Raw genomic sequence first — 18,812 nt, 5'->3', positions numbered from 1 at the left:
CGGGGGCGCACCTGGCCGCGGTCAGCCTACCGGCGGCGCGGCGGGTCATATTTTTTCCAGTACTGGAATTCCTCTTCGTGGACTTCAAATTCGAGATCCGCAACGCGGATCTGCAGACGCTCTTGCACGTCGGCCACCGCCTTGTTATAGATAACCGGGCCAATCTCCTCAAGTACAAATCCGAGCAGGCCGCCGGCGGCGATATTGCCGATCTTGTCATCCATATTTTCGTCGAAATATCGTTGGATCGATTGAACCAACTCGTCGCGGACTTCTTTCTTTAACTCGATTGCCACCTTTGTGCTCCTTTACGGCAGTTGTTCACGCCGTGTCCATTCGTCGACCACATCGCCCATGTTGGTGGCGGCGCCACTGCGTACCCAGGCCATGAACTCGCGGTCGAACTTGAAATGCGGGCCGCATTGCGCCGTCATGAAGCGGCGGACGTTTTGGGTATGTCGATAGTCGGCATCGATCAGCGTCGTTCGCAAGATGTCCCCGCCATGCCAATCAAACTTCATGTCCGATGCTCCCGAGGTTGGATGTGGCGTCAGTATGCTACAAATAATGCCGGCGCTGCGCCGGGTGTGGCAAAAAAATCGGTATTGAGGTAGCGCAGTCGTGGCAACGGGACGCGCCTCAGAATGGATGTTCCATTGCCAGGAGGTTGTATGCACCCCGATATTCTGATCCGTCCCGAGCCGGACGGCGATTCACCGGCCCATGATGTGCCGGCCCTGCGCGAACACTTCGAGCGCGAGGGGTATGTTGTGCTGCGGGGCCTGCTGCCGCCGGCGGTCTGCGAAACCGCGCGGCAGGCCTTTCTGCGCGAGGTGTGGCCGGCGCGGCGCGCCTACTTCAAGCGTCACGCATCCGGCCGCTACGAGCGCAATGTCTATACCGAGCATGGCCACATGAAGTATCCGATCATGAATCTGCAGGATATCGGCGGCCGCCGCTTCCGCGCGTTCCGTCAGCACGGGCTGGAGCTGCTGACGCATCCGCATGTGCGCCAGCTGATGCAACAGCTGTTCGGCGAGCCGGCGCGGCTGGTGCACACCATGTACTTCGACGGCAACCAGGCCACCTGGGCGCATCGCGACGGCGATTATCTCGATGCGTCGGCGGCTGGGCAGATGATCGGGGTGTGGATCGCGGCGGAGGATATCCATCCCGACGCCGGCCGTTTCTACCTGGTGCCGGGCAGTCATCGGTCCGCCGTCGGCGCCGTCGATGATCCGAATGGCCCGCGCTACAAGGAGAAAATGGCCGGCATGGCGCGCGATGGCGTGGCGCCGGCGATGCGGCAGGGCGATGTGATTCTGTGGTCGGCGATGACGGTGCACGGCAGCTTGCCGACCATTGATGGCCGTCACACACGCCGTTCCTTCACCGGCCATTACGTGCCGGACTCGAAACCGCTGCGCCGCCATCTGACCAACGCGCCGACCGATCGCTACATCGCCGTCAACAACGTGCCCATCGTGCTGCATGAGGATAGCCACACGCTGGCCGGTGTGCTGAAGGCGACCATCAAGTCCGACTATCCGCTGGTGTATTCGATGCTACGCGCGCTGCGCTGAACGGATGAACAGCGCGGTGGCGATGCCGACCAGGCAGACGCCGATGACGTAGTAGGCGGGGCCCAGCGGGTCGTTCTTCAGCATCAGCGTCACCACCACCGGCGTCAGCCCGCCGAAGATGGCGTAGGAGACGTTATACGAGAACGACAGTCCGGAAAAGCGCACCTGCGCCGGAAACGCCTGCACCAGCACGCACGGCACGGCGCCGACCACGCCGACCGCGAAGCCGGTCAGGCCGTACAGCGGCAGCAGCAGTTCCGGCTGCGCGCGCAGCGTAGTGTAGAACACGTAGGTGCAGACGGCCAGCAGCGCCGAGCCGACCAGCAGCACCGGTTTGGGGCCCAGGCGGTCGGCCAGCACGCCGTAGAAGATGCAGCCCACCGCCAGGCACAAGGTGGCGACGCTGTTGGCCACCAGCGTGGTGCGCGCGTCGATGTGATAAATCTTTTGCAGCAGCGCCGGTGTCATCAGGATCACCACCACGATGCCGGCCGACAGCATCCACGTCAGCAGCATGGCGCCGGCGACGGCGCCGCGATGGTTGCGCAGCACCGACTTGAGCGGCATTTCGGCGGCCAGCACCTTGCGCTGCGCCATCTCGGCGAACACCGGCGTTTCGTGCAGCCAGCGGCGCAAATACATGGCGCCCAGCCCGAATACGCCGCCCAGCAGGAACGGCCAGCGCCAGGCGCCGGCCAGCACCTCGTCCGGCGGGTAGACGGTGTTGATGCCGGTCGCGACCAGCGAGCCCAGCAGGATGCCGAAGGTCAGGCCGGCCGTCAGCATGCCGCAGGCGTAGCCGGTATGGCGCGCCGGCACGTGCTCGGAGACGAATACCCATGCCCCCGGCACCTCGCCGCCCACCGCCGCGCCCTGGAACACGCGCATCAACAGCAGCAACAGCGGGGCGGCGAGGCCGATGCTGGCGTAGGTCGGCAGCAGGCCGATGGCCAGCGTCGGCAACGCCATCATCAGGATCGACAAGGTGAACATGCGCTTGCGGCCCAGCAGGTCGCCGAAGTGCGCCATGACGATGCCGCCCAGCGGCCGCACCACGTAGCCGGCGGCGAAGATGCCGAAGGTTTGCAGGGTGCGCAGCCAGTCCGGCATTTCGGGCGGGAAGAACAACTGGCCGATGGCGTTGGCGAAGAAGACGAAGATGATGAAATCGTAGAATTCAAGCGCGCCGCCCAGGGCCGCGAGCGTAAGGGTTTTGTAATCCTGGCCGGTCAATGGGCGTGCGTCGGTCATGTGTCGGGTCGCTTGTTGTTGGTGTGATTGCCTCCCCGGATATTACAGCATGCGCTGGGCCGGCATGTTGCCGATGGCGGCGGTGCGCGGTATCTTGGTCGGCGCCTTTACGGTGTCGCGCGGTTCATGCTGCGACGCAGTACGAATATTTCTTTACAAATTCCCAATGTAGGCTAAAGTTCATACAAATGTTAGCGCTATCTAGCTCTGGAGGCTGCTATAAAAATGACAAGGGGACTGAGATGACGATACTGGATGTGGCGCCGTGACGGCGGCATGGTCGCTGGTCGCGGTGGCGCTATCGGTCGGCGCGCTGACATTGCTGATCGCCTGGGCCAAGGTGCAGCCGCTGCTGGCGTTCGTGGCGGCGGCGCTGATCGCCGCGCTGCTGCTGGGCATGCCGCTTGAGAGCATTCCGAAATCGATCGACAAGGGCATCGGTGATCTGCTCGGCTCGCTGATCGTGATCGTTTGCCTCGGCGCGGTGTATGGCAAGCTGATCGCCGACAGCGGCGCGGCGCAGCGCATCGCCAGTTACCTGATCGGCGTGTTCGGCGCCGCGCGCATGCCGGTGGCGCTGACGCTGACCGGCTTCGTCGCCGGCATTCCGCTCTACTACAACGTTGGCTTCGTGCTGCTGGTGCCGCTGGTGTTCTCGCTGGTGTACCAGAGCGGCAGGCCGGCGGTGGCGCTGGCGATACCGCTGCTGTGCGGGCTGTCGATCGCGCATGGCTTCCTGCCGCCGCATCCGTCGCCGACCGCGCTGGTGGCGCAGTTCCACGCCGATATGGGGCGCACGCTGATTTACGGGATGATCGTCGCCGTGCCGACGCTGATCATCGCCGGGCCGCTATTCGCCATGACGCTGAAGCGCATCGAGGCCTCACCGGCGCCGATGTTCCGCACCGGCTTGCGCGACGAGGCCGAGCTGCCGGGCGTGTTCAACAGCTTTGCCACGGCGCTGCTGCCGGTGTGGCTGCTGGCGGCGGCCACCGCCGCCAGCGCGCTGCCGATCGCCGATCCGGCGCTGAAGTCGGCGGTGGCCTTGCTGGCCAATCCGATGATCGTGATGCTGGTGGCCTTGCTGGTGGCGGTGTTCACGCTCGGCCTGGCGCGCGGGCAGAAGCTGCCGGCGGTGATGGCCGGCGCCCAGGACGCCTTGCGCGATATCGCGCCGATTCTGCTGGTGATCGCCGGCGCCGGGGCGTTGAAGCAGGTGCTGGTGGATTCCGGCGTCAGCGCGCAACTCGGCATGCAGCTTGGCGCGCTGCCGGTGCCGCCGCTGGTGCTGGGCTGGATCGTGGCGGCGCTGATCCGCATCTGCCTCGGCTCGGCCACCGTGGCCGGGTTGACGGCGGCCGGCATCGTGGCGCCGGTGGTACAGGCGTCCGGCACCGATCCGGCGTTGATGGTGCTGGCGATCGGCGCCGGCAGCTTGATGTGCAGCCATGTGAACGACTCGGGCTTCTGGATGTTCAAGGAGTATTTCGGGTTGTCGTTGAAAGATACCTTCCGTTCCTGGACTCTGATGGAGACGCTGGTCGGCGTTTTCGGGCTCATTTTCGTACTGATTCTCTCCGCCTTTTTAGGATAAACAGATGAAACCAATCTTGACTTTGCTGGCGGCGGCAGCCATCGCCGCGCCTCTACTGGTGCAGGCCGCCTCCGTTTCCGCTTACCAGACCATGCCCGACGATCCGCGCGCGGTGAAGGTGAACGCCGTGGGCGACGGCCGCGCCGACGACAGCGCCGCGATTCAGGCGGCGCTGGACGCCGCCGCCAACCGGGGCGAGGGCGGCGTGGTGTTCCTGCCGTCCGGCCGCTATCGCATCACGCGCTCGTTGCTGGTGCCGCTGGCGGTGCGGCTTTACGGCGTGGGCCCGACGCGGCCGGTGCTGGTGCTGGGCGCGAATACGCCGGGCTTCCAGAAAGGCGTGGCGAACATGGTGGTGTTCACCGGCGGCGACCAGTACACCGTCGGCAAGGTGCCGGTGCCGGTGAAGAGCGCCGTGCCGTTCAGCGAGAAGGTGCGTGACGCGAATTCGGCGACCTTCTATTCGGCGATGAGCAATGTGGACGTTGAAATCGGCGACGGCAATCCCGCCGCCGCCGCCGTGCGTTTGCGCACCGCGCAGCACTCCTATCTGAGCCACATGGATTTCCACATCGGCTCCGGCCTGGCGGGCGTCTACATGGTCGGTAATGAAAGCTTCGACCTGAAATTCTACGGCGGCCGTTACGGCATCCTCACCGAGAAGACTTCGCCGGCCTGGCAGTACACGCTGATGGACACCACCTTCGAAGGCCAGCGCGAGGCGGCGATACGCGGCCACGAGGCCGGGCTGACGCTGGTGAACACCACCATCCGCAACACGCCGGTCGGCATCGACATCAGCCGGGGTTACGGCGATTGGTTGTGGGGCAAGGACGTGCGCTTCGAGAACGTGTCGAAGGCGGCGGTGGTCATTAGCAATGAGGACAATGTCTACACGCAGATCGGCTTCGACAACGCGCTGGCGAAAAACGTGCCGACCTTCGCGCGCTTCCGCGACAGCGGCAAGACGGTGGCCGGCTATGGCCCGCAATACCAGATCAGCGAGTTCAATTACGGTTTGATGCTGCCAGGGCTGAACAGCGTCGGCAAGTTCGGCACGCACGTCAAGGGCGCGGCGTTGAAGGCCTTGCCGGCGCCGGGCAAGCCGGTGATGCGCACCTTGCCGGCCACCGGAGAGTGGGCCAGTGTGCGCAGCTTCGGCGCGGTGGGCGACGGTGTGACGGACGACACGGCGGCGGTGCAGAAAGCCATTGACAGCAAGCGTGTAGTCTATCTGCCGCAAGGCTTTTACATGGTGCGGGATACGATACGCCTGAAGCCCGACACGGTGCTGATCGGCCTTCATCCCGGTGTGACGCAGCTGGTGCTGCCGAATGGCGCGCCTGCCTACGCCGGCGCGGACGGTCCGAAGGCGCTGCTGGAAAGCGCGAAGGGCGGCGACGCCATCGTCACCGGCCTGGGGCTGGCGACCGGGGAAGTGAATCCACGCGCGACCGCGCTGCTGTGGAAAGCCGGCGCGGATTCGCTGGTGGACGATATCCGCATTCAGGGCGGCCATGGCACGCGGCTGTATGACGGCAAGCGCCGCGATCCTTATCAGAAGACCGCCAACTTCGATCCGATCCAGCATTGGGATCGCCAGTATCCGAGCATCTGGGTGACCGATGGCGGTGGCGGCACCTTCATCGCGTGCTGGTCGCCGAGCACTTTCGCGCAGGCGGGCTTCTACGTTTCCAACACCAAGACGCCGGGCAAGGTGTACGAGCTGTCGGCCGAACACCATATCCGCGCCGAGATCGTGCTGGATAATGTGGAGAACTGGGAGTTCCTGGCGCCGCAAACGGAGCAGGAAGTGCGTGACGGGATGGACGCGATCTCGCTGGAGATCCGCAATTCGCGCAACATCACCTTCGCCAACTACCATGCCTATCGCGTCACGCGGTCGATCAAGCCGGCCGTGTCGGCGGTGAAGATGACCAACTCGGAGAACATCCGCTTCCGCAATGTGCATGTGAATGCGGAAAGCGGCTTTGCCACCTGCGATGAAAACGGCTGCGATACCTATCTGCGCGCCAGCAAATTCCCGTTCGAGAATACGCTGCTGGACCTGACCAACAAGCAGGCGGTGCGCGAGCATGAATTCGCGGTGCTGGACATCCGCACGCCGTCGCCCGGTCCGGCGGCCGCCGTGTTTGCGTCGACGGCGCCGGTGCCCGCGCCGGCCGGCCCGTTCGCCGCCGCCAAAGTGGAGAAGCTGGAAGGTGATTTTTACTCGATCGCCGGCGCGGTGGTGGACAGCAAGGGCAAGCTGTATTTCATCGACCGCCGCTTCCACCGCATCTACAGCTGGAGCAAGGCCGGCGGCCTGGCCGTGGTGCGCGATGCGCCGCTGGACGCCGTCAACCTCGCCATCGACAACAGCGGCGCGATCATGGTGCTGTCGTCGTTTGGCCCCGAGGGCACGGTGTACTCCTTCCATCCGGACCAGCCGGCAGGCCCGCTCACGGTGATCAAACCGACGCCGGTGACGGCGCATGCCGCCGCGCGCACGGTGGTGCCGGTGAACTTCTGGCAGAACGGTGAATTCCGCGATCAGCTTAACTTCGACACCTACGAGTTCACCACGCTGGCGGAAATGTTCGCGCGCGATGTGGCGCTGCCGAAGCAGCGCGAATACGTGTCGCCCGACGGTAGCCTGGTGCTGCCGGCTTACCGCGTCTTCAAGCAGGGGCCCGCCGACCATCTGGGCTGGCGCTGGTCCGACACGCTGGATACGTATGGCCTGGTGTCGGCCGGCGCCAATGGCCGCGTGGTGTTCACCAATGGCTCCGAGAACCGCACCTTCAGCGGCGTTACCGACGCCGGCGGCGGCATCACGGACCTCAAGCTTGCCGCCAACCGTGGCGGCGAGAGCGCGGCGGTGGACCGCAAGGGCAATGTGTATGTCGCCAACGGCCAGGTGTTTGTCTATGCGCCGGACGGCAAGGAGATCGGCCGCATCGATGTGCCGGAACGTCCGTTGCAACTGATCTTCGGCGGCGCCGATGGCCGCACGCTGTTCATCCTCACTCATCATTCGCTGTACGCGGCGGGAGGCTTCGATGCGTAATCCATTCTTACTGACACTACTTGCGGTGTGCCTGCACGCCGGCGCGCAGCAACTGCCGCTGTGGCCCGACGGCGCGCCCGGCTCGGAGCAGCGCCGCAACGAGGCGGAGAAGGTGGACAAGGTCTACATCAGCAATGTGCATGCGCCGTCGCTGACGGTGGCGCGGGCCGATGTCCGGCACGCCAACGGCGCCGCCGTGATCATCGTGCCGGGCGGCGGCCACCGCATGCTGGTGTTCCAGAGCGAAGGCATGGTCGCGGCCAAATCGCTCAATCGCGCCGGCGTCACCGCGTTCGTGCTGAAGTACCGTTTGGCGCGCGATCCCGGTTCCGGCTATTCGATTCAAGGTGACGCCGCCGCCGATCTGCGGCGCGCCGTGCGCTGGGTGCGCGCCCACGCGGTCGACTATGGCGTCGATCCGGAGCGGCTGGGCGTGATGGGCTTCTCCGCCGGCGGCGAACTGGTCTCGCTGGTGGCGGACAATCCGGAGCCGGCGCCGGTATCGTCGCGCGCGCCGGACGCCATCGACCAGCTCAGCGCACGGCCGGACTTCCAGATCCTGGTTTATCCCGGCCCGCTGGGCTCGCCTGGGAAGGCGGTGCAGAACGCGCCGCCGGCTTTCATCGTGGCAGGCTCCAACGACAAATGCTGCATGTCGCCCGCGCTGACCCTGTACCAGCAGCTGATTGCCGCCGGCGTCTCGGCCGAGCTGCACTTGTATGCCGATACCGACCACGCGTTCAACATGGGCCAGCGCTCGGAGCGTCTTTCCGACGAGCATTGGCCGGACCGGCTGCGCGACTGGCTGGCCGATAGCGGCTGGTTGGTCCCGCGCCATGGGCGGGTACCACAGGGTGTGCCATCGCCCACGCCATAGTTGTAACAGTGCGTTACCGCACGGCAGGTGCTACGGTAGAATCCGACAATTGGATTCGTCCATTTTCAGGAGGCAGAAATGTCTACCACGCAAACTTTCCGCCCAGACTATCAGTCGTCTGAGGTGGTGGAGGCCGGCATCGAGCGCGCCGACCGTTTGGGCCCCGCGAGCGGGGCCGAATACCTCAGTCATCGGGGGGTGCTGGAGAGCGTGATCAAACGCGTCATCTCCGAGCCGGAGCACCGGCGCAATCCCGGCCGGCTGCGGTCGCGCGACGAGCGGCTGGCCGAGGACGCCTCGCGCATTACCAAATTCATGGCCTGAAGGAATGCTTCAGGCGGCGCAGCTGGAACTGCCAGCCGCGCATCTGCAACCGCAAGGCCAGCGGCGCCAGGCGCAGCCGCTGTGTTCGGTTGCGGTAAATCACCACGTCGCTGAGTGTGCGTGGCTGTCCTCCGAGGCGTGTTTTATAGGCCTCTTTCCCCCATCCAAAGTTAAATGCCGTATGTCATCATGATCGGCGCAGCTGGCGCACATCAGGTAGGCGCACAGGAAGCCTGGCCGGTAGAGATCGTAGGCCGGATCCTGCGCCAGGAAGCGGGCGCTGACCACATCGCCATTGCGGTAGCTGATCGAACCGCCGTAGCAGCGGCCGTCAATGGTGGCGATGCCGGCCAGACCGCAGCGCGCCACCATTTGAATCACGCGTAATTCTTCACAGGCGTCCCAATGCATGGCGTTGCGCCAGCCCTGGCTGCGTTCACGGTGCAGCGCGAGGATGGTGCGCACGTTGATGGTGCTGATGGTGCTGATGGCGCTGGCGGACGCGCTGGTGATCGGCGCCCAGGCCGGCGCGGTGTCCCTGGTGGTGCGTGCCGGCGGTTACGGCGAGACCGATATCCTGGAATCGGTGCGCCGGCTCAACCAGGCCAATCAGCTATGGCTACCGCTGCCACGATAGCGATATGCGCCGCCTTGTAAGATCAGGCTGACAAATGCCTATGTTCCCAGCCTACATATGGCCTGTCATTGCTCCTATAATCGACCGCACACAGCGCGGCTATAGTGTTAAACATCGAACACATACAACAGATGAGGCACACCATGTACGCAGCTAACCAGACTTCCGTTTCCGCCAGCATCCCCCGCGCCATGCAGCACAGCGCCGCGCCGGCCGTCAGCCTGATCGGTGCACAGCAGAATGAACTGCTGCGGGCGCTGTCGCGGGAAGAACTGCTGGACCTGTTCGTCCACCTGGACCTGGTGCCGCTGGACGCGGGCAAGCGCCTGTTCGACACCGGCGACCTGATGGAATACGCCTACTTCCCGACCAACGCCATCGTCTCGCTGCAATACGTGACCGAGGACGGCGGCGCGGCCGAAGTGGCGGTGGTTGGCCGTGAGGGCGTGGTCGGCGTGTCGATGTATGAAAGCGAGCGCGCCAACTGCTGCGCCGTGGTGCAGAGCGCCGGCTACGGCTACCGCATCAAGGCGTCGGTGCTGCGCCAGGCCTTCTTCAGCGGCGGCGCGCTGGCGCAGCAGTTGATGCGTCACACCTCGGCGCTGTTCGCCCAGCTGGCCCAGACCGTTGCCGGTGTGCGTCACGGCAGCATCGAGCAGCGCCTGTGCCGCTGGTTGCTGGAACGCCTGGACCGTTCGCTGTCCAACGAATTGAAAGTGACGCAGGAGATGATCGCCAACATGCTGGGCGTGCGCCGCGAATCGATCACCTGCTGCGCCGGCAAGCTGCAGGAAGAAGGCCTGATCGAATACCGCCGCGGCACCGTCACCATCATTGACCGTCACGCCATGGAACGCCGCGCCGGCGGTTGCTACTCCCCCGCCTAATGCAGATAGCGCGGCGCTTGCTGAGTTTGCTTCAGCTTGCGCTGCACCAGCCGATACCAAGCCTGCGCCCAGCGCGCGGCCGCTTGCGACTCTTCCACCGTCTTCGCCGAAATCGCCCGTCGTACCGCCACCATCTGCCTGTACAGCGCATAGGCGGCGGGGTGGTAATTGCGTGGCTTGATGAGGTGCGTGTGGGTATCCATAGATTGCATTGTGCGCGTGGCCTGTGGCTGCGGCTGTACGGTGTCTCACCTTCAGCCGGTGTGCCGGTGTTGGGTGGCTGCCTCAGCGCAGGCGCCAAAGCGGGACGGCGGTGGCGTCCAGCTTGCGCGGCAGCAGACCTTCGCCCAAGAACGCATCGGCAATGCGCTGCTGCTCGCCCAGCGCATCCTTCAGCACGGGACGCACGTCGTAGCTGCGGCGGCTGTTGGCCAGTTCCACCGTCGCCGCATCCAGTCCCCATGCCGGCGCCAGCAATTCCGCCGCCTCCCTGGGCGACTGCTTGATCCACTTGCCCGCCTTGCGCAACGCTTCGAAGACCACCGGCAACACCTCGGGATGCGCCTCGGCATAGGCGGTCGACGCCAGATAGTAGCGCTGGTAATCCGCGATGCCGCGCCCATCCGCCAGAATCCGCACCGGTGATTGCCGCTGCACGCCGGCCAGATACGGGTCCCACGTCACCCACGCCGCCACCGCGCCACGCTCGAACGCCGCGCGGCCATCGGCGGGCGTCAGATACGCCGGCTCGATATCCTTGAAGCGCAAGCCCGCTTTTTCCAGCGCCGCGATCAGCAGATAATGACTGCCGGCCGCCTTGGTCACCGCGATCTTCTTGCCCTTCAAATCGGCCACGCTGTTGATCGGCGAGTCCGCGCGCACCACAATCGCCTGCGCCGAAGGCGAGGGCGCTTCCTGCGCAAAGTACGTCAGCCTGGCGCCGGCCGCCTGCGCAAACACCGGCACGGTATCGGCCACGTCCGCGCTCAAGTCCACGCCGCCAACATTCAAGGCCTCCAGCAACGGCAGGCCGCTGGAAAACTCATGCCATGTCACCTTCACACCCAGCGGCGCCAGGTCCTGCTCCAGTTGCCCGCGCACCTTCAGCACCGTCAACAGCGTGGATGACTTCTGATAACCGATGCGCAGTGAAGAAGGCGTTTTCTGCGCATAGGCCGTGAACGGCAGCAGGGAAAGGAGGGAAAGCAGTGTGCGACGTTGCATGGTGGGCTCCGAAAAGTGTGATTCCTTGATGGTACGGCCTGGTCAGCGCGTCAAGGAACGAATCCTTTCGTCTTTGAATATAGCGCCAGCGGATATCGGATCACGAAAACACATTATTCTTAAAATTCATATTTGAATATAATAAATAATTAGTTTATACATAATCTTGGCGCGTCATAAGATCGGCTCAACCTCACCATTTGGAGCGATTTATGACCGTAACGCGCAGGACATTCCTGATGCAGCTGGCCGCCACCAGCGGCTACACCGCGGCAGCCGCCGCCATGACCACACTGGGACTGGGTGCCCCCGCCATCGCCCACGCCGCCGGTCAGAACCCGCCGCTGGCACTGGCGCCAGGCTCCGGCAAAGGCATCACAGTGCTGGTGCTGGGCGCCGGCATCGCCGGGCTGGTGTCGGCCTATGAGCTGCGCAAGGCCGGCTATCAGGTGCAGTTGATCGAGGCACGCGACCGCGTCGGCGGCCGCAACTGGACCATCCGCAACGGCACCCGCATAGAACTTAACGACGGCACCACGCAGGTGGCCAATTTCGAGCCGGGTCACTACTTCAACGCCGGCCCGGCGCGCCTGCCCAGCCACCATCAGACCATTCTTGGCTATTGCCGTGAATTCGGCGTCGAGCTGGAAGCGGAAGTCAACACCAGTCGCAGCGCCTATTTCTTGCCGGACGCCGCCAAGGGCGGCAAGCCGATACAGCTGCGCCGCGCCGTCAACGACGCGCGCGGCCACATTGCGGAACTGCTGGCGCGCGCCACCAGCAAGGGCGCGCTGGATCAGGAGCTGAGTGTGGATGATCGCACCAAACTGGTGGAATTCCTCAAGGTCTACGGCGACCTGACGCCGCAGGCCGAATTCAAGGGCAGCGAGCGTTCCGGCTACAAGGTCTATCCCGGCGCCGCCGAACAGGTAGGGGAGCGCAACGAACCGCTGCCGCTGGAAGCCTTGCTCGATCCCGATTTGTGGACCGCGCTGATCTTCGACGAACTGCTGATCTTCCAGCCCACCATGCTGCAACCGGTGGGCGGGATGGACCGTATTCCAGAAGCTTTCCATCAACGTCTGAAAAACGTGTCGCGCCTGAATACCGAAGTCAAATCGATCCGCAACAAGGATCAGGGCGTGGAGGTGGTGGTGCGCGACCGCGCCAGCGGCAAGCAGCAGACATTGTCGGCGGATTACGCCATCGTCACCTTCCCGCTACCGGTGCTGGCACAGGTTGAGAACAACTTCGCGCCGGCGGTGCAACAGGCCATCGCTAACATCCACTACGACACCGCCAGCAAAATCGCCTGGCAGTCGCGCCGCTTCTGGGAGAGCGAGTCCCAGATTTACGGCGGCATTTCGGTGGTCAAGCACGAGACCTCGCTGGTCTGGTACCCGAGCGGTGGCTTCCACAAGAAAACCGGTGTGCTGGTCGGCTGCTACAACATCGGCCAGAACGCGCGCGACTTCACCGCGCAGCCACTGAGCGCGCAATTCGCGTCGTCGCGCACCGTCATCGACCGCCTGCATCCCGGCCATGGGCTGGAGCTGAAAAATCCCGTCAGCGTGGCCTGGCACAAAGTGCCGTACAGCCTGGGCTCCTGGGTGCACTGGGCCACGCCGGCTGAAAAGGAATACACGCGCCTCAACCAACCGGAAGGCCGCGTGCACTTCGCCGGCGAATACCTCAGCCAAATCGGCGCATGGCAGGAGGGCGCCGCCTTGTCGGGCCACCACGCCGTCGCCGCCATCGCCCAGCGCGTCGCCACCAAATAACCACAAACCAAAGGACTCTCCATGAAAATCTCCCTGCTGTTCGCAAGCCTGCTGCTCGTCATCCCCGTCGCTAACGCACAACAGATCAAGCGCACGCCCATCCCCAACTCCAACTTCCCGATCTCGGTCGCGGTCAGCGTGCCGGCCAACGCGGAAACGGTCTACTTCAGCGGCGTGCTGCCGGAAAGCGTCGACGGCGACACGCAGACGCAAACGCATGCCGTGCTCACGCGCCTGAAGGCCGCATTGGCCAACGAAGGACTGACCTTTGCCGACGTGGTGTCGCTGCGCGTATTCCTGGTCGGCGATCCTAAACTGGACAACAAGCTGGATTTCAAAGGCCTGAACGCCTCCTTCGGCCAGTTCTTCGGCACAGCCGAACAGCCGAACAAGCCGGCCCGCACCGCGCTGCAAGTGGTGGCGCTGCCGCTGCCTGGCGCGCTGGTCGAAATCGACCTGATTGCCGCCCGCAGCAAATAATAAACCACAATAAACCACAACCTCCCTGGAGTCAGCCCGCATGAATCAACCGCAATCGAACCCGCGCCGCCTGCCGTTGGCGCTAGCCATCTCCCTGCTGTACGTCGCCAATCCGGCATGGGCGGACGATGCCGCCGCACCCGCCACCACAACGGCCGCCATCGGCGCGATCCAGGACGTGGTGGTCACCGGCACCCGCGACACCCAGCGCTCGGCAGGCGAGAGCCTTAGCCCGATTGACGTCATCAGCGCCAAGGACTTGCAGCGCACCGGCCAGACCGACCTGCGCGACGCGCTGGTCAAGCTGCTGCCCTCGGTCAGCCGCCTGGCGCAGACCGGCGACGCCGCCAACCTGACCAGCGCCCTGACGCTGCGCGGCCTCAGTCCCAACCATGTGCTGCTGCTGGTGAATGGCAAGCGTCGTCACACCTCGGCCAACATCACCGCCGATCCTGGCTCGCAGCAGGGCGCCACGCCGGTCGACATCGACCTGATTCCGGTCAGCGCTGTGGACCACATCGAAGTGCTGCGCGACGGCGCCGCCGCCCAATACGGCTCGGACGCGATCGCGGGCGTCATCAACATCATCCTGAAGAACAGCAGCAGTGGCGGTGGCCTGACCTTGACCAGCGGCGAATACTACAAGCATGACGGCTTTACGCTGGGCGCGGCGGGAGACGCCGGCATCACGCTGGGCGAAGACGGTTTCCTGCACCTGAGCGCCGAGTACCGCCGGCATGAACACAGCTTCCGCAGCGGCCCGGATGAACGCACCGGCACCTATGCCAACAAGACCCTGGGAGATCCCTACATCCGCCGCGAATCCTTCGGCGCCAACGCCGGCATCTCCCTCGGTCAGGATGTGGAACTGTACGCCTTCGGCACCGTGGCGCACCGCGCCGGCGGCAGCTATCAGAACTATCGTCTGCCATCGCGCTTGCCGCGGCTGTATCCGAATGGTTTCTCGCCGGTGGAAACCAGCAATGAGACCGATGGCGGCATCACGGTCGGCGTCAAAGGCACGGACCTGGTGGGGTGGCGCTGGGACCTGAGCGGAACCTGGGGCACCGACAACGTCAAGATCAACATGAGCGATTCGGCCAACACCGACTTGTATGCGGCCACCGGCGCCACGCCGACCAGCTTCCACCTGTCGCAATTCCAGAACACGCAGCAGGGTGTCAACGGCGATATCGCGCGCTCCTTCGACACCGGCGCGCTGCCAGCCGCATTGAGCGTGGCGCTGGGCGCCGAGTATCGCCGCGAGACCTATGAAATTGGCGCCGGCGATCCCGCTTCGTACTATGGCAGCGGCGCGCAAGCCTTGCCTGGACTGTCACCGGTCAGCGCCGGCAAGCATTCGCGCAATATCGCTGCGGCCTACGCCGACTTCTCCACCAAGTTCACGCCGCAATGGGAAGGCTCGCTGGCTGGCCGCTATGAGCATTACAGCGACGCCGGCAGCACCCGCAACGCCAAGCTGTCGACCCGTTACGAGTTCACGCCGGTGCTGGCGCTGCGCGGCACCGCCAGCACCGGCTTCCGTGCGCCGTCGCTGGCGCAGGAGTACTACACCAGCCTGGCCGTGTCGCCGACCACCGCTGGCGGCCAGTTGGCGGTCAATTCGGATGCGGCGCGCCAGCTGGGCGCGACGCCGCTGCGGCCGGAAAAATCGCGCAGCTACAATCTGGGCCTGGTGGCCGAACCGATCGAAAACCTGCACCTGACGCTGGACGCTTACCGTATCGATATCCGTGACCGCATCGTGCAAGGCGGCACCTACAGCGGCCCGGTGGCCATTGCCGCGCTAACTGGCGCCGGCATCAGCCTGCCGATCGGCCTGTCCTCGGTGAGCGCCAGCTACTTCGCCAACGGCGTCAACACGCGCACGCAGGGCCTGGACCTGGTGATCAATTACCCGACCAATCTGGGAAGCGCCGGCCGTATCGACTGGGACGCCAGCGCAAACATCAACAACAGCAAAGTGACCAAGGTTGGCATCGACGGCAACGGCAAGACTCTGCTCAACGCCCAGCAGGTTGGCTATCTCACCACCGCCACGCCGAAGAACAAGCTGATTGTCGGCGGCGCCTGGACGCTGGACCAGTGGAGCGTGAGTCTGCACGCCACCCGCTACGGCAAAACGGCGACCGAGGCCACCTTCTACTCGGGCCCGAACATCTACTCGACATCGGTGTTCAACCACATCGAGAACCAGCCGAAAACCATCACCGATCTGGAAGTACGCTACGCGGTGACCAAAAAGTTGCAGATCGCCGGCGGCGCCAATAATCTGTTCGATGTGTATCCCACCAAGGTACCGGCCGTTAGCCGCTATCTCGGCGTGTATCAGTACGATACGGCGTCGGCGCAAATTCCGTTTAATGGAGGCTATTACTACCTGCGCGCCAGTTACAAGTTCTGATGCTGTTAAGATAATGTCTGATTTCGCATGGCTTACTTTGACAACGACATGAAAATAGATGACATCAGCGCCTTTGTGGCCGTGGTGCGCAACCAGTCGGTTAGCGCCGCGGCCGAGGCTCTGGGACTGACCCAGTCCGCCATCACGCGGCGCGTGCAAAACCTGGAGCACGCGCTGGGTGTGGAACTGCTGGACCGCAGCGTCAAGCCGCCCAAGCCCAGCGCCATGGGACGCCAGGTGTTCGACCAATGCGGCAAGGTGCTGCAGGAAGTCGAGCGCCTGCGCACGCTGGTGCAGACGGACCACGCACCGACCGGCTTGTTCCGCATCGGCGTGATCCAGACCATCGGCGACGTGGTGCTGCTGGATACCTTGCAAAAGCTGAACCGCAGCTTTGCGGGGCTGCACACGGAAGTATCTTCCGGCTGGGGTTCGCAGCTGGTGGAGCGGGTGGCCAACGGAGAAATCGATGCGGCTGTGGCGCTGTTCCCGGCCACCAAGGTGCTGCCCGAAGGGCTGGTCGGCCGCGCGCTGGGACGGATCGAACTGGTGGTGGTGGCGAAGAAGGAGGCGATGCAGAAGCGCAGCTACAAATTGCGTGACATCTTCGGCACCGGCTGGGTGCTCAATCCGGACGGTTGCGGTTTTCGCGCCGGCCTGGCACGGGCGCTGGCGGAGCAGGGGCTGTCGTTCCAGATCAATCTGGAGACCTTCGGCACCGACTTGCAGCTCGGGCTGGCGGCCAATGGTGTTGGCCTGGGGCTGATGCCCAGGCCGATTCTGGAGCGCAGCCGGCACCGCGCGCACCTCGATATCGTCAACGTCTCGGACTTCAAGCCGGTGCTGGATATCTGGCTGGTGCAACCGCGGCAGCCAGGACCCGTGCAGCACGCGATCGACTTCTTTGCGCAGGCGGTGCAGCACGCGTTTGCTGAATCGCCGCTCAAGATCGTCGCGCGATAATTATTCCGGAAAATCATATATCGTTAGTTGAAACGATTAGTTTTATCATAATAATTTGCTCCCTATACTGGCTACAACAGTTTGAAATAGGGATGCAAACATGTCGGCTTCAACGCTTCACACGCAAGTCTTTCGCCGCGCCTTCGGACCGCTGGTCCTGCTGGCGCTGTGGGAGACCGCCTCCCGCACCGGCCTCCTGCCGGATCGCATACTCGCAGCGCCCTCCCAGATTTTCGTCACGCTCGGTGAACTGATCGCCTCCGGCGAAATCGGCAGCAACGTGCTGGTGTCCTTGCAGCGCGTGATCACCGGCCTGGCGTTCTCGCTGTCGCTGGGCACCGCGCTGGCGCTGGTGGCCGGCCTGTCGCGCCAGGGCGAGGTGGCGGTGGACTCCTCGATGCAGATGGCGCGGACCGTACCTTTCCTTGGCTTGGTGCCGTTGTTCATCCTGTGGTTTGGCATCGGTGAATTCACCAAGATCGCGCTGATCGCCTACGCCACCACGTTCCCGATGTACCTGTCGCTGTATAGCGGCATCCGTGGCGTCGATTCCAAGCTGGTGGAAGCGGCGCGCCTGTTTGGCCTGAGCTATCCGCAGCAGATCGTGCACGTCATCCTGCCGGGCGCCTTGCCGTCTTTCCTGATTGGCCTGCGCTACTCGCTGGGCGTCAGCTGGCTGTCGCTGGTGGTGGTGGAGCAGATCAACGCCACCGCTGGTCTGGGCTACCTGATTAACAACGCCCGCGACTTCATGCGCACCGACGTCATCGTCGTCTGCCTGATGGTCTACAGCCTGCTGGGACTCGCCACCGACCTGCTGGTGCGCGGCATCGAACACTACGCGCTGGCCTGGCGTCCGACTTTCATCAAGGATTGAGCATGCACAGCCTGACTCTGAACCTGCCTCGCCAGAAGGCGCAACACGACGACGCGCCGGCGCTGCCGCGCAGCCCCGTGCAGGCGCGCCAGCTGAGCAAGCGCTTTGGCGCCAACACCATACTCGATAAGCTGGACCTCGATATCCGCGCCGGTGAATTCGTCGCGCTGCTGGGTCGCAGCGGTTCCGGCAAGACCACGCTGCTGCGCGCACTGGCGGGGCTGGATCGCATCAGTTCCGGCACGCTGGATGTGCCGCAGGCACGCGCCGCCGTGTTCCAGGAGCCGCGCCTGATGCCGTGGAAGCGCGCTTGGCGCAATGTCACACTGGGCCTGAAGATCGATCAGCCGCGTGAACGCGCTCGCGCCGCCCTGGGGGAAGTAGGGCTGGCGCACCGCGAAAACGCCTGGCCATCCACGCTGTCCGGCGGCGAAGCGCAGCGTGTGGCGCTGGCCCGCGCCCTGGTGCGCGAGCCGCAATTGCTGCTGCTGGACGAGCCGTTTGCCGCGCTGGACGCGCTGACCCGCATCCGCATGCACCAGTTGATCCTGTCGCTGTGGCGTCAGCATCGTCCATCGGTGCTGCTGGTGACGCATGACGTCGACGAAGCGGTGCTGCTGGCCGACCGCGTGCTGGTGCTGGAGCAGGGGCGCATCGCCGCCGACATCAGCATCACTCAGCAGCGTCCGCGCAGCGCCGAGGCGCCGCAGTTCCAGAAGGTGCGTGCGCAACTGCTGCAATTGCTGGGTGTTGAAATCGAAGCGCCCGCCGCCGCGCCGCAGCCCGAACAGCCAACGCCTGTCGTCACGCCTTTTAACTTCAGTAACTTCTCAATCTGA

19 protein-coding genes are annotated in these 18,812 nt (G+C 64.3%); 13 read left to right on the top strand and 6 right to left on the bottom strand.

The window, feature by feature from the left end; genetic code table 11:
* Window positions 1-26 precede the first annotated feature (26 nt).
* Window positions 27-296, bottom strand: a complete 270-nt coding sequence (locus GTP44_RS12305) for a DUF2164 domain-containing protein (RefSeq protein WP_160988871.1) — start codon at window positions 294-296, stop codon at window positions 27-29.
* 12 nt (window positions 297-308) lie between these two features.
* Window positions 309-521, bottom strand: coding sequence for a DUF6434 domain-containing protein (locus tag GTP44_RS12300; protein WP_161019661.1), 213 nt, complete (start codon window positions 519-521; stop codon window positions 309-311).
* Window positions 522-671: 150 nt separating this feature from the next.
* Between GTP44_RS12300 and GTP44_RS12295 the strand changes: the two genes are divergently transcribed.
* Window positions 672-1,583 (top strand): phytanoyl-CoA dioxygenase family protein, encoded by a 912-nt coding sequence (locus GTP44_RS12295; RefSeq protein ID WP_161019660.1) that lies wholly within the window; start codon window positions 672-674, stop codon window positions 1,581-1,583.
* Here the strand turns inward: GTP44_RS12295 and GTP44_RS12290 are convergent.
* Window positions 1,566-2,834 (bottom strand): MFS transporter, encoded by a 1,269-nt coding sequence (locus tag GTP44_RS12290; RefSeq protein ID WP_161019659.1) that lies wholly within the window; start codon window positions 2,832-2,834, stop codon window positions 1,566-1,568. The two genes, GTP44_RS12295 and GTP44_RS12290, sit on opposite strands and share 18 nt — an antisense overlap.
* Window positions 2,835-3,099: 265 nt before the next feature.
* On the opposite strand from GTP44_RS12290, the gene GTP44_RS12285 reads away from it, so the two are divergent.
* From GTP44_RS12285 to GTP44_RS12270, 4 genes are all read left to right on the top strand, one after another.
* The gene (locus GTP44_RS12285) at window positions 3,100-4,428 is read left to right on the top strand and encodes a gluconate:H+ symporter (RefSeq protein WP_371867213.1); all 1,329 of its coding nucleotides are present in this window, start codon (window positions 3,100-3,102) and stop codon (window positions 4,426-4,428) included.
* 4 nt (window positions 4,429-4,432) lie between these two features.
* A complete protein-coding gene (locus GTP44_RS12280; RefSeq protein WP_161019658.1) occupies window positions 4,433-7,498 on the top strand; it encodes a glycosyl hydrolase family 28-related protein in 3,066 nt (1,021 codons plus the stop codon).
* Complete coding sequence (locus GTP44_RS12275; RefSeq protein ID WP_161019657.1) at window positions 7,491-8,375, top strand: alpha/beta hydrolase; 885 nt, start codon at window positions 7,491-7,493, stop codon at window positions 8,373-8,375. The genes GTP44_RS12280 and GTP44_RS12275 overlap by 8 nt, the downstream gene beginning before the upstream one ends.
* A 78-nt stretch (window positions 8,376-8,453) precedes the next feature.
* Complete coding sequence (locus tag GTP44_RS12270; RefSeq protein ID WP_160988877.1) at window positions 8,454-8,699, top strand: hypothetical protein; 246 nt, start codon at window positions 8,454-8,456, stop codon at window positions 8,697-8,699.
* Window positions 8,700-8,798: 99 nt separating this feature from the next.
* On the opposite strand, the gene GTP44_RS12265 is transcribed toward GTP44_RS12270, so the two are convergent.
* Window positions 8,799-9,164 (bottom strand): GNAT family N-acetyltransferase, encoded by a 366-nt coding sequence (locus tag GTP44_RS12265; RefSeq protein ID WP_161019656.1) that lies wholly within the window; start codon window positions 9,162-9,164, stop codon window positions 8,799-8,801.
* On the opposite strand from GTP44_RS12265, the gene GTP44_RS12260 reads away from it, so the two are divergent.
* Complete coding sequence (locus GTP44_RS12260) at window positions 9,154-9,336, top strand: P-loop NTPase family protein (RefSeq protein WP_161019655.1); 183 nt, start codon at window positions 9,154-9,156, stop codon at window positions 9,334-9,336. The two genes, GTP44_RS12265 and GTP44_RS12260, sit on opposite strands and share 11 nt — an antisense overlap.
* A 143-nt stretch (window positions 9,337-9,479) precedes the next feature.
* Window positions 9,480-10,223, top strand: coding sequence for a Crp/Fnr family transcriptional regulator (locus GTP44_RS12255; RefSeq protein WP_161019654.1), 744 nt, complete (start codon window positions 9,480-9,482; stop codon window positions 10,221-10,223).
* Here the strand turns inward: GTP44_RS12255 and GTP44_RS12250 are convergent.
* Window positions 10,220-10,435 (bottom strand): hypothetical protein, encoded by a 216-nt coding sequence (locus tag GTP44_RS12250; protein ID WP_229256887.1) that lies wholly within the window; start codon window positions 10,433-10,435, stop codon window positions 10,220-10,222. The genes GTP44_RS12255 and GTP44_RS12250 overlap by 4 nt on opposite strands.
* 73 nt (window positions 10,436-10,508) lie before the next feature.
* Window positions 10,509-11,447, bottom strand: a complete 939-nt coding sequence (locus GTP44_RS12245) for an aliphatic sulfonate ABC transporter substrate-binding protein (protein ID WP_161019653.1) — start codon at window positions 11,445-11,447, stop codon at window positions 10,509-10,511.
* A gap of 212 nt (window positions 11,448-11,659) precedes the next feature.
* Here GTP44_RS12245 and GTP44_RS12240 point away from each other — a divergent pair, with 212 nt between their 5' ends.
* The 6 genes from GTP44_RS12240 to GTP44_RS12215 all read left to right on the top strand — a co-directional run bounded on the left by GTP44_RS12240 (window position 11,660) and on the right by GTP44_RS12215 (window position 18,812).
* A complete protein-coding gene (locus tag GTP44_RS12240; protein ID WP_161019652.1) occupies window positions 11,660-13,228 on the top strand; it encodes a flavin monoamine oxidase family protein in 1,569 nt (522 codons plus the stop codon).
* A 21-nt stretch (window positions 13,229-13,249) separates the two neighbouring features.
* Window positions 13,250-13,708: a RidA family protein gene (locus tag GTP44_RS12235; protein WP_161019651.1), complete on the top strand. Its 459-nt coding sequence runs from the start codon at window positions 13,250-13,252 to the stop codon at window positions 13,706-13,708.
* Window positions 13,709-13,748: 40 nt separating this feature from the next.
* Complete coding sequence (locus GTP44_RS12230) at window positions 13,749-16,133, top strand: TonB-dependent receptor plug domain-containing protein (RefSeq protein ID WP_161019650.1); 2,385 nt, start codon at window positions 13,749-13,751, stop codon at window positions 16,131-16,133.
* 48 nt (window positions 16,134-16,181) lie between these two features.
* Window positions 16,182-17,096 carry a LysR family transcriptional regulator gene (locus GTP44_RS12225; RefSeq protein ID WP_161019649.1) on the top strand — a complete coding sequence of 305 codons (915 nt, stop codon included), beginning with the start codon at window positions 16,182-16,184 and terminating at the stop codon, window positions 17,094-17,096.
* A 100-nt stretch (window positions 17,097-17,196) separates the two neighbouring features.
* The gene (locus GTP44_RS12220; protein ID WP_161019648.1) at window positions 17,197-17,973 is read left to right on the top strand and encodes an ABC transporter permease; all 777 of its coding nucleotides are present in this window, start codon (window positions 17,197-17,199) and stop codon (window positions 17,971-17,973) included.
* A 2-nt stretch (window positions 17,974-17,975) separates the two neighbouring features.
* Window positions 17,976-18,812 (top strand): ABC transporter ATP-binding protein, encoded by an 837-nt coding sequence (locus GTP44_RS12215; RefSeq protein WP_161019647.1) that lies wholly within the window; start codon window positions 17,976-17,978, stop codon window positions 18,810-18,812.

It is taken from the genome of Duganella lactea (genome assembly GCF_009857505.1).
GTDB classification, from domain to species: domain Bacteria; phylum Pseudomonadota; class Gammaproteobacteria; order Burkholderiales; family Burkholderiaceae_D; genus Rugamonas; species Rugamonas lactea.
This window is presented reverse-complemented; position numbering and strand designations above follow the sequence as displayed.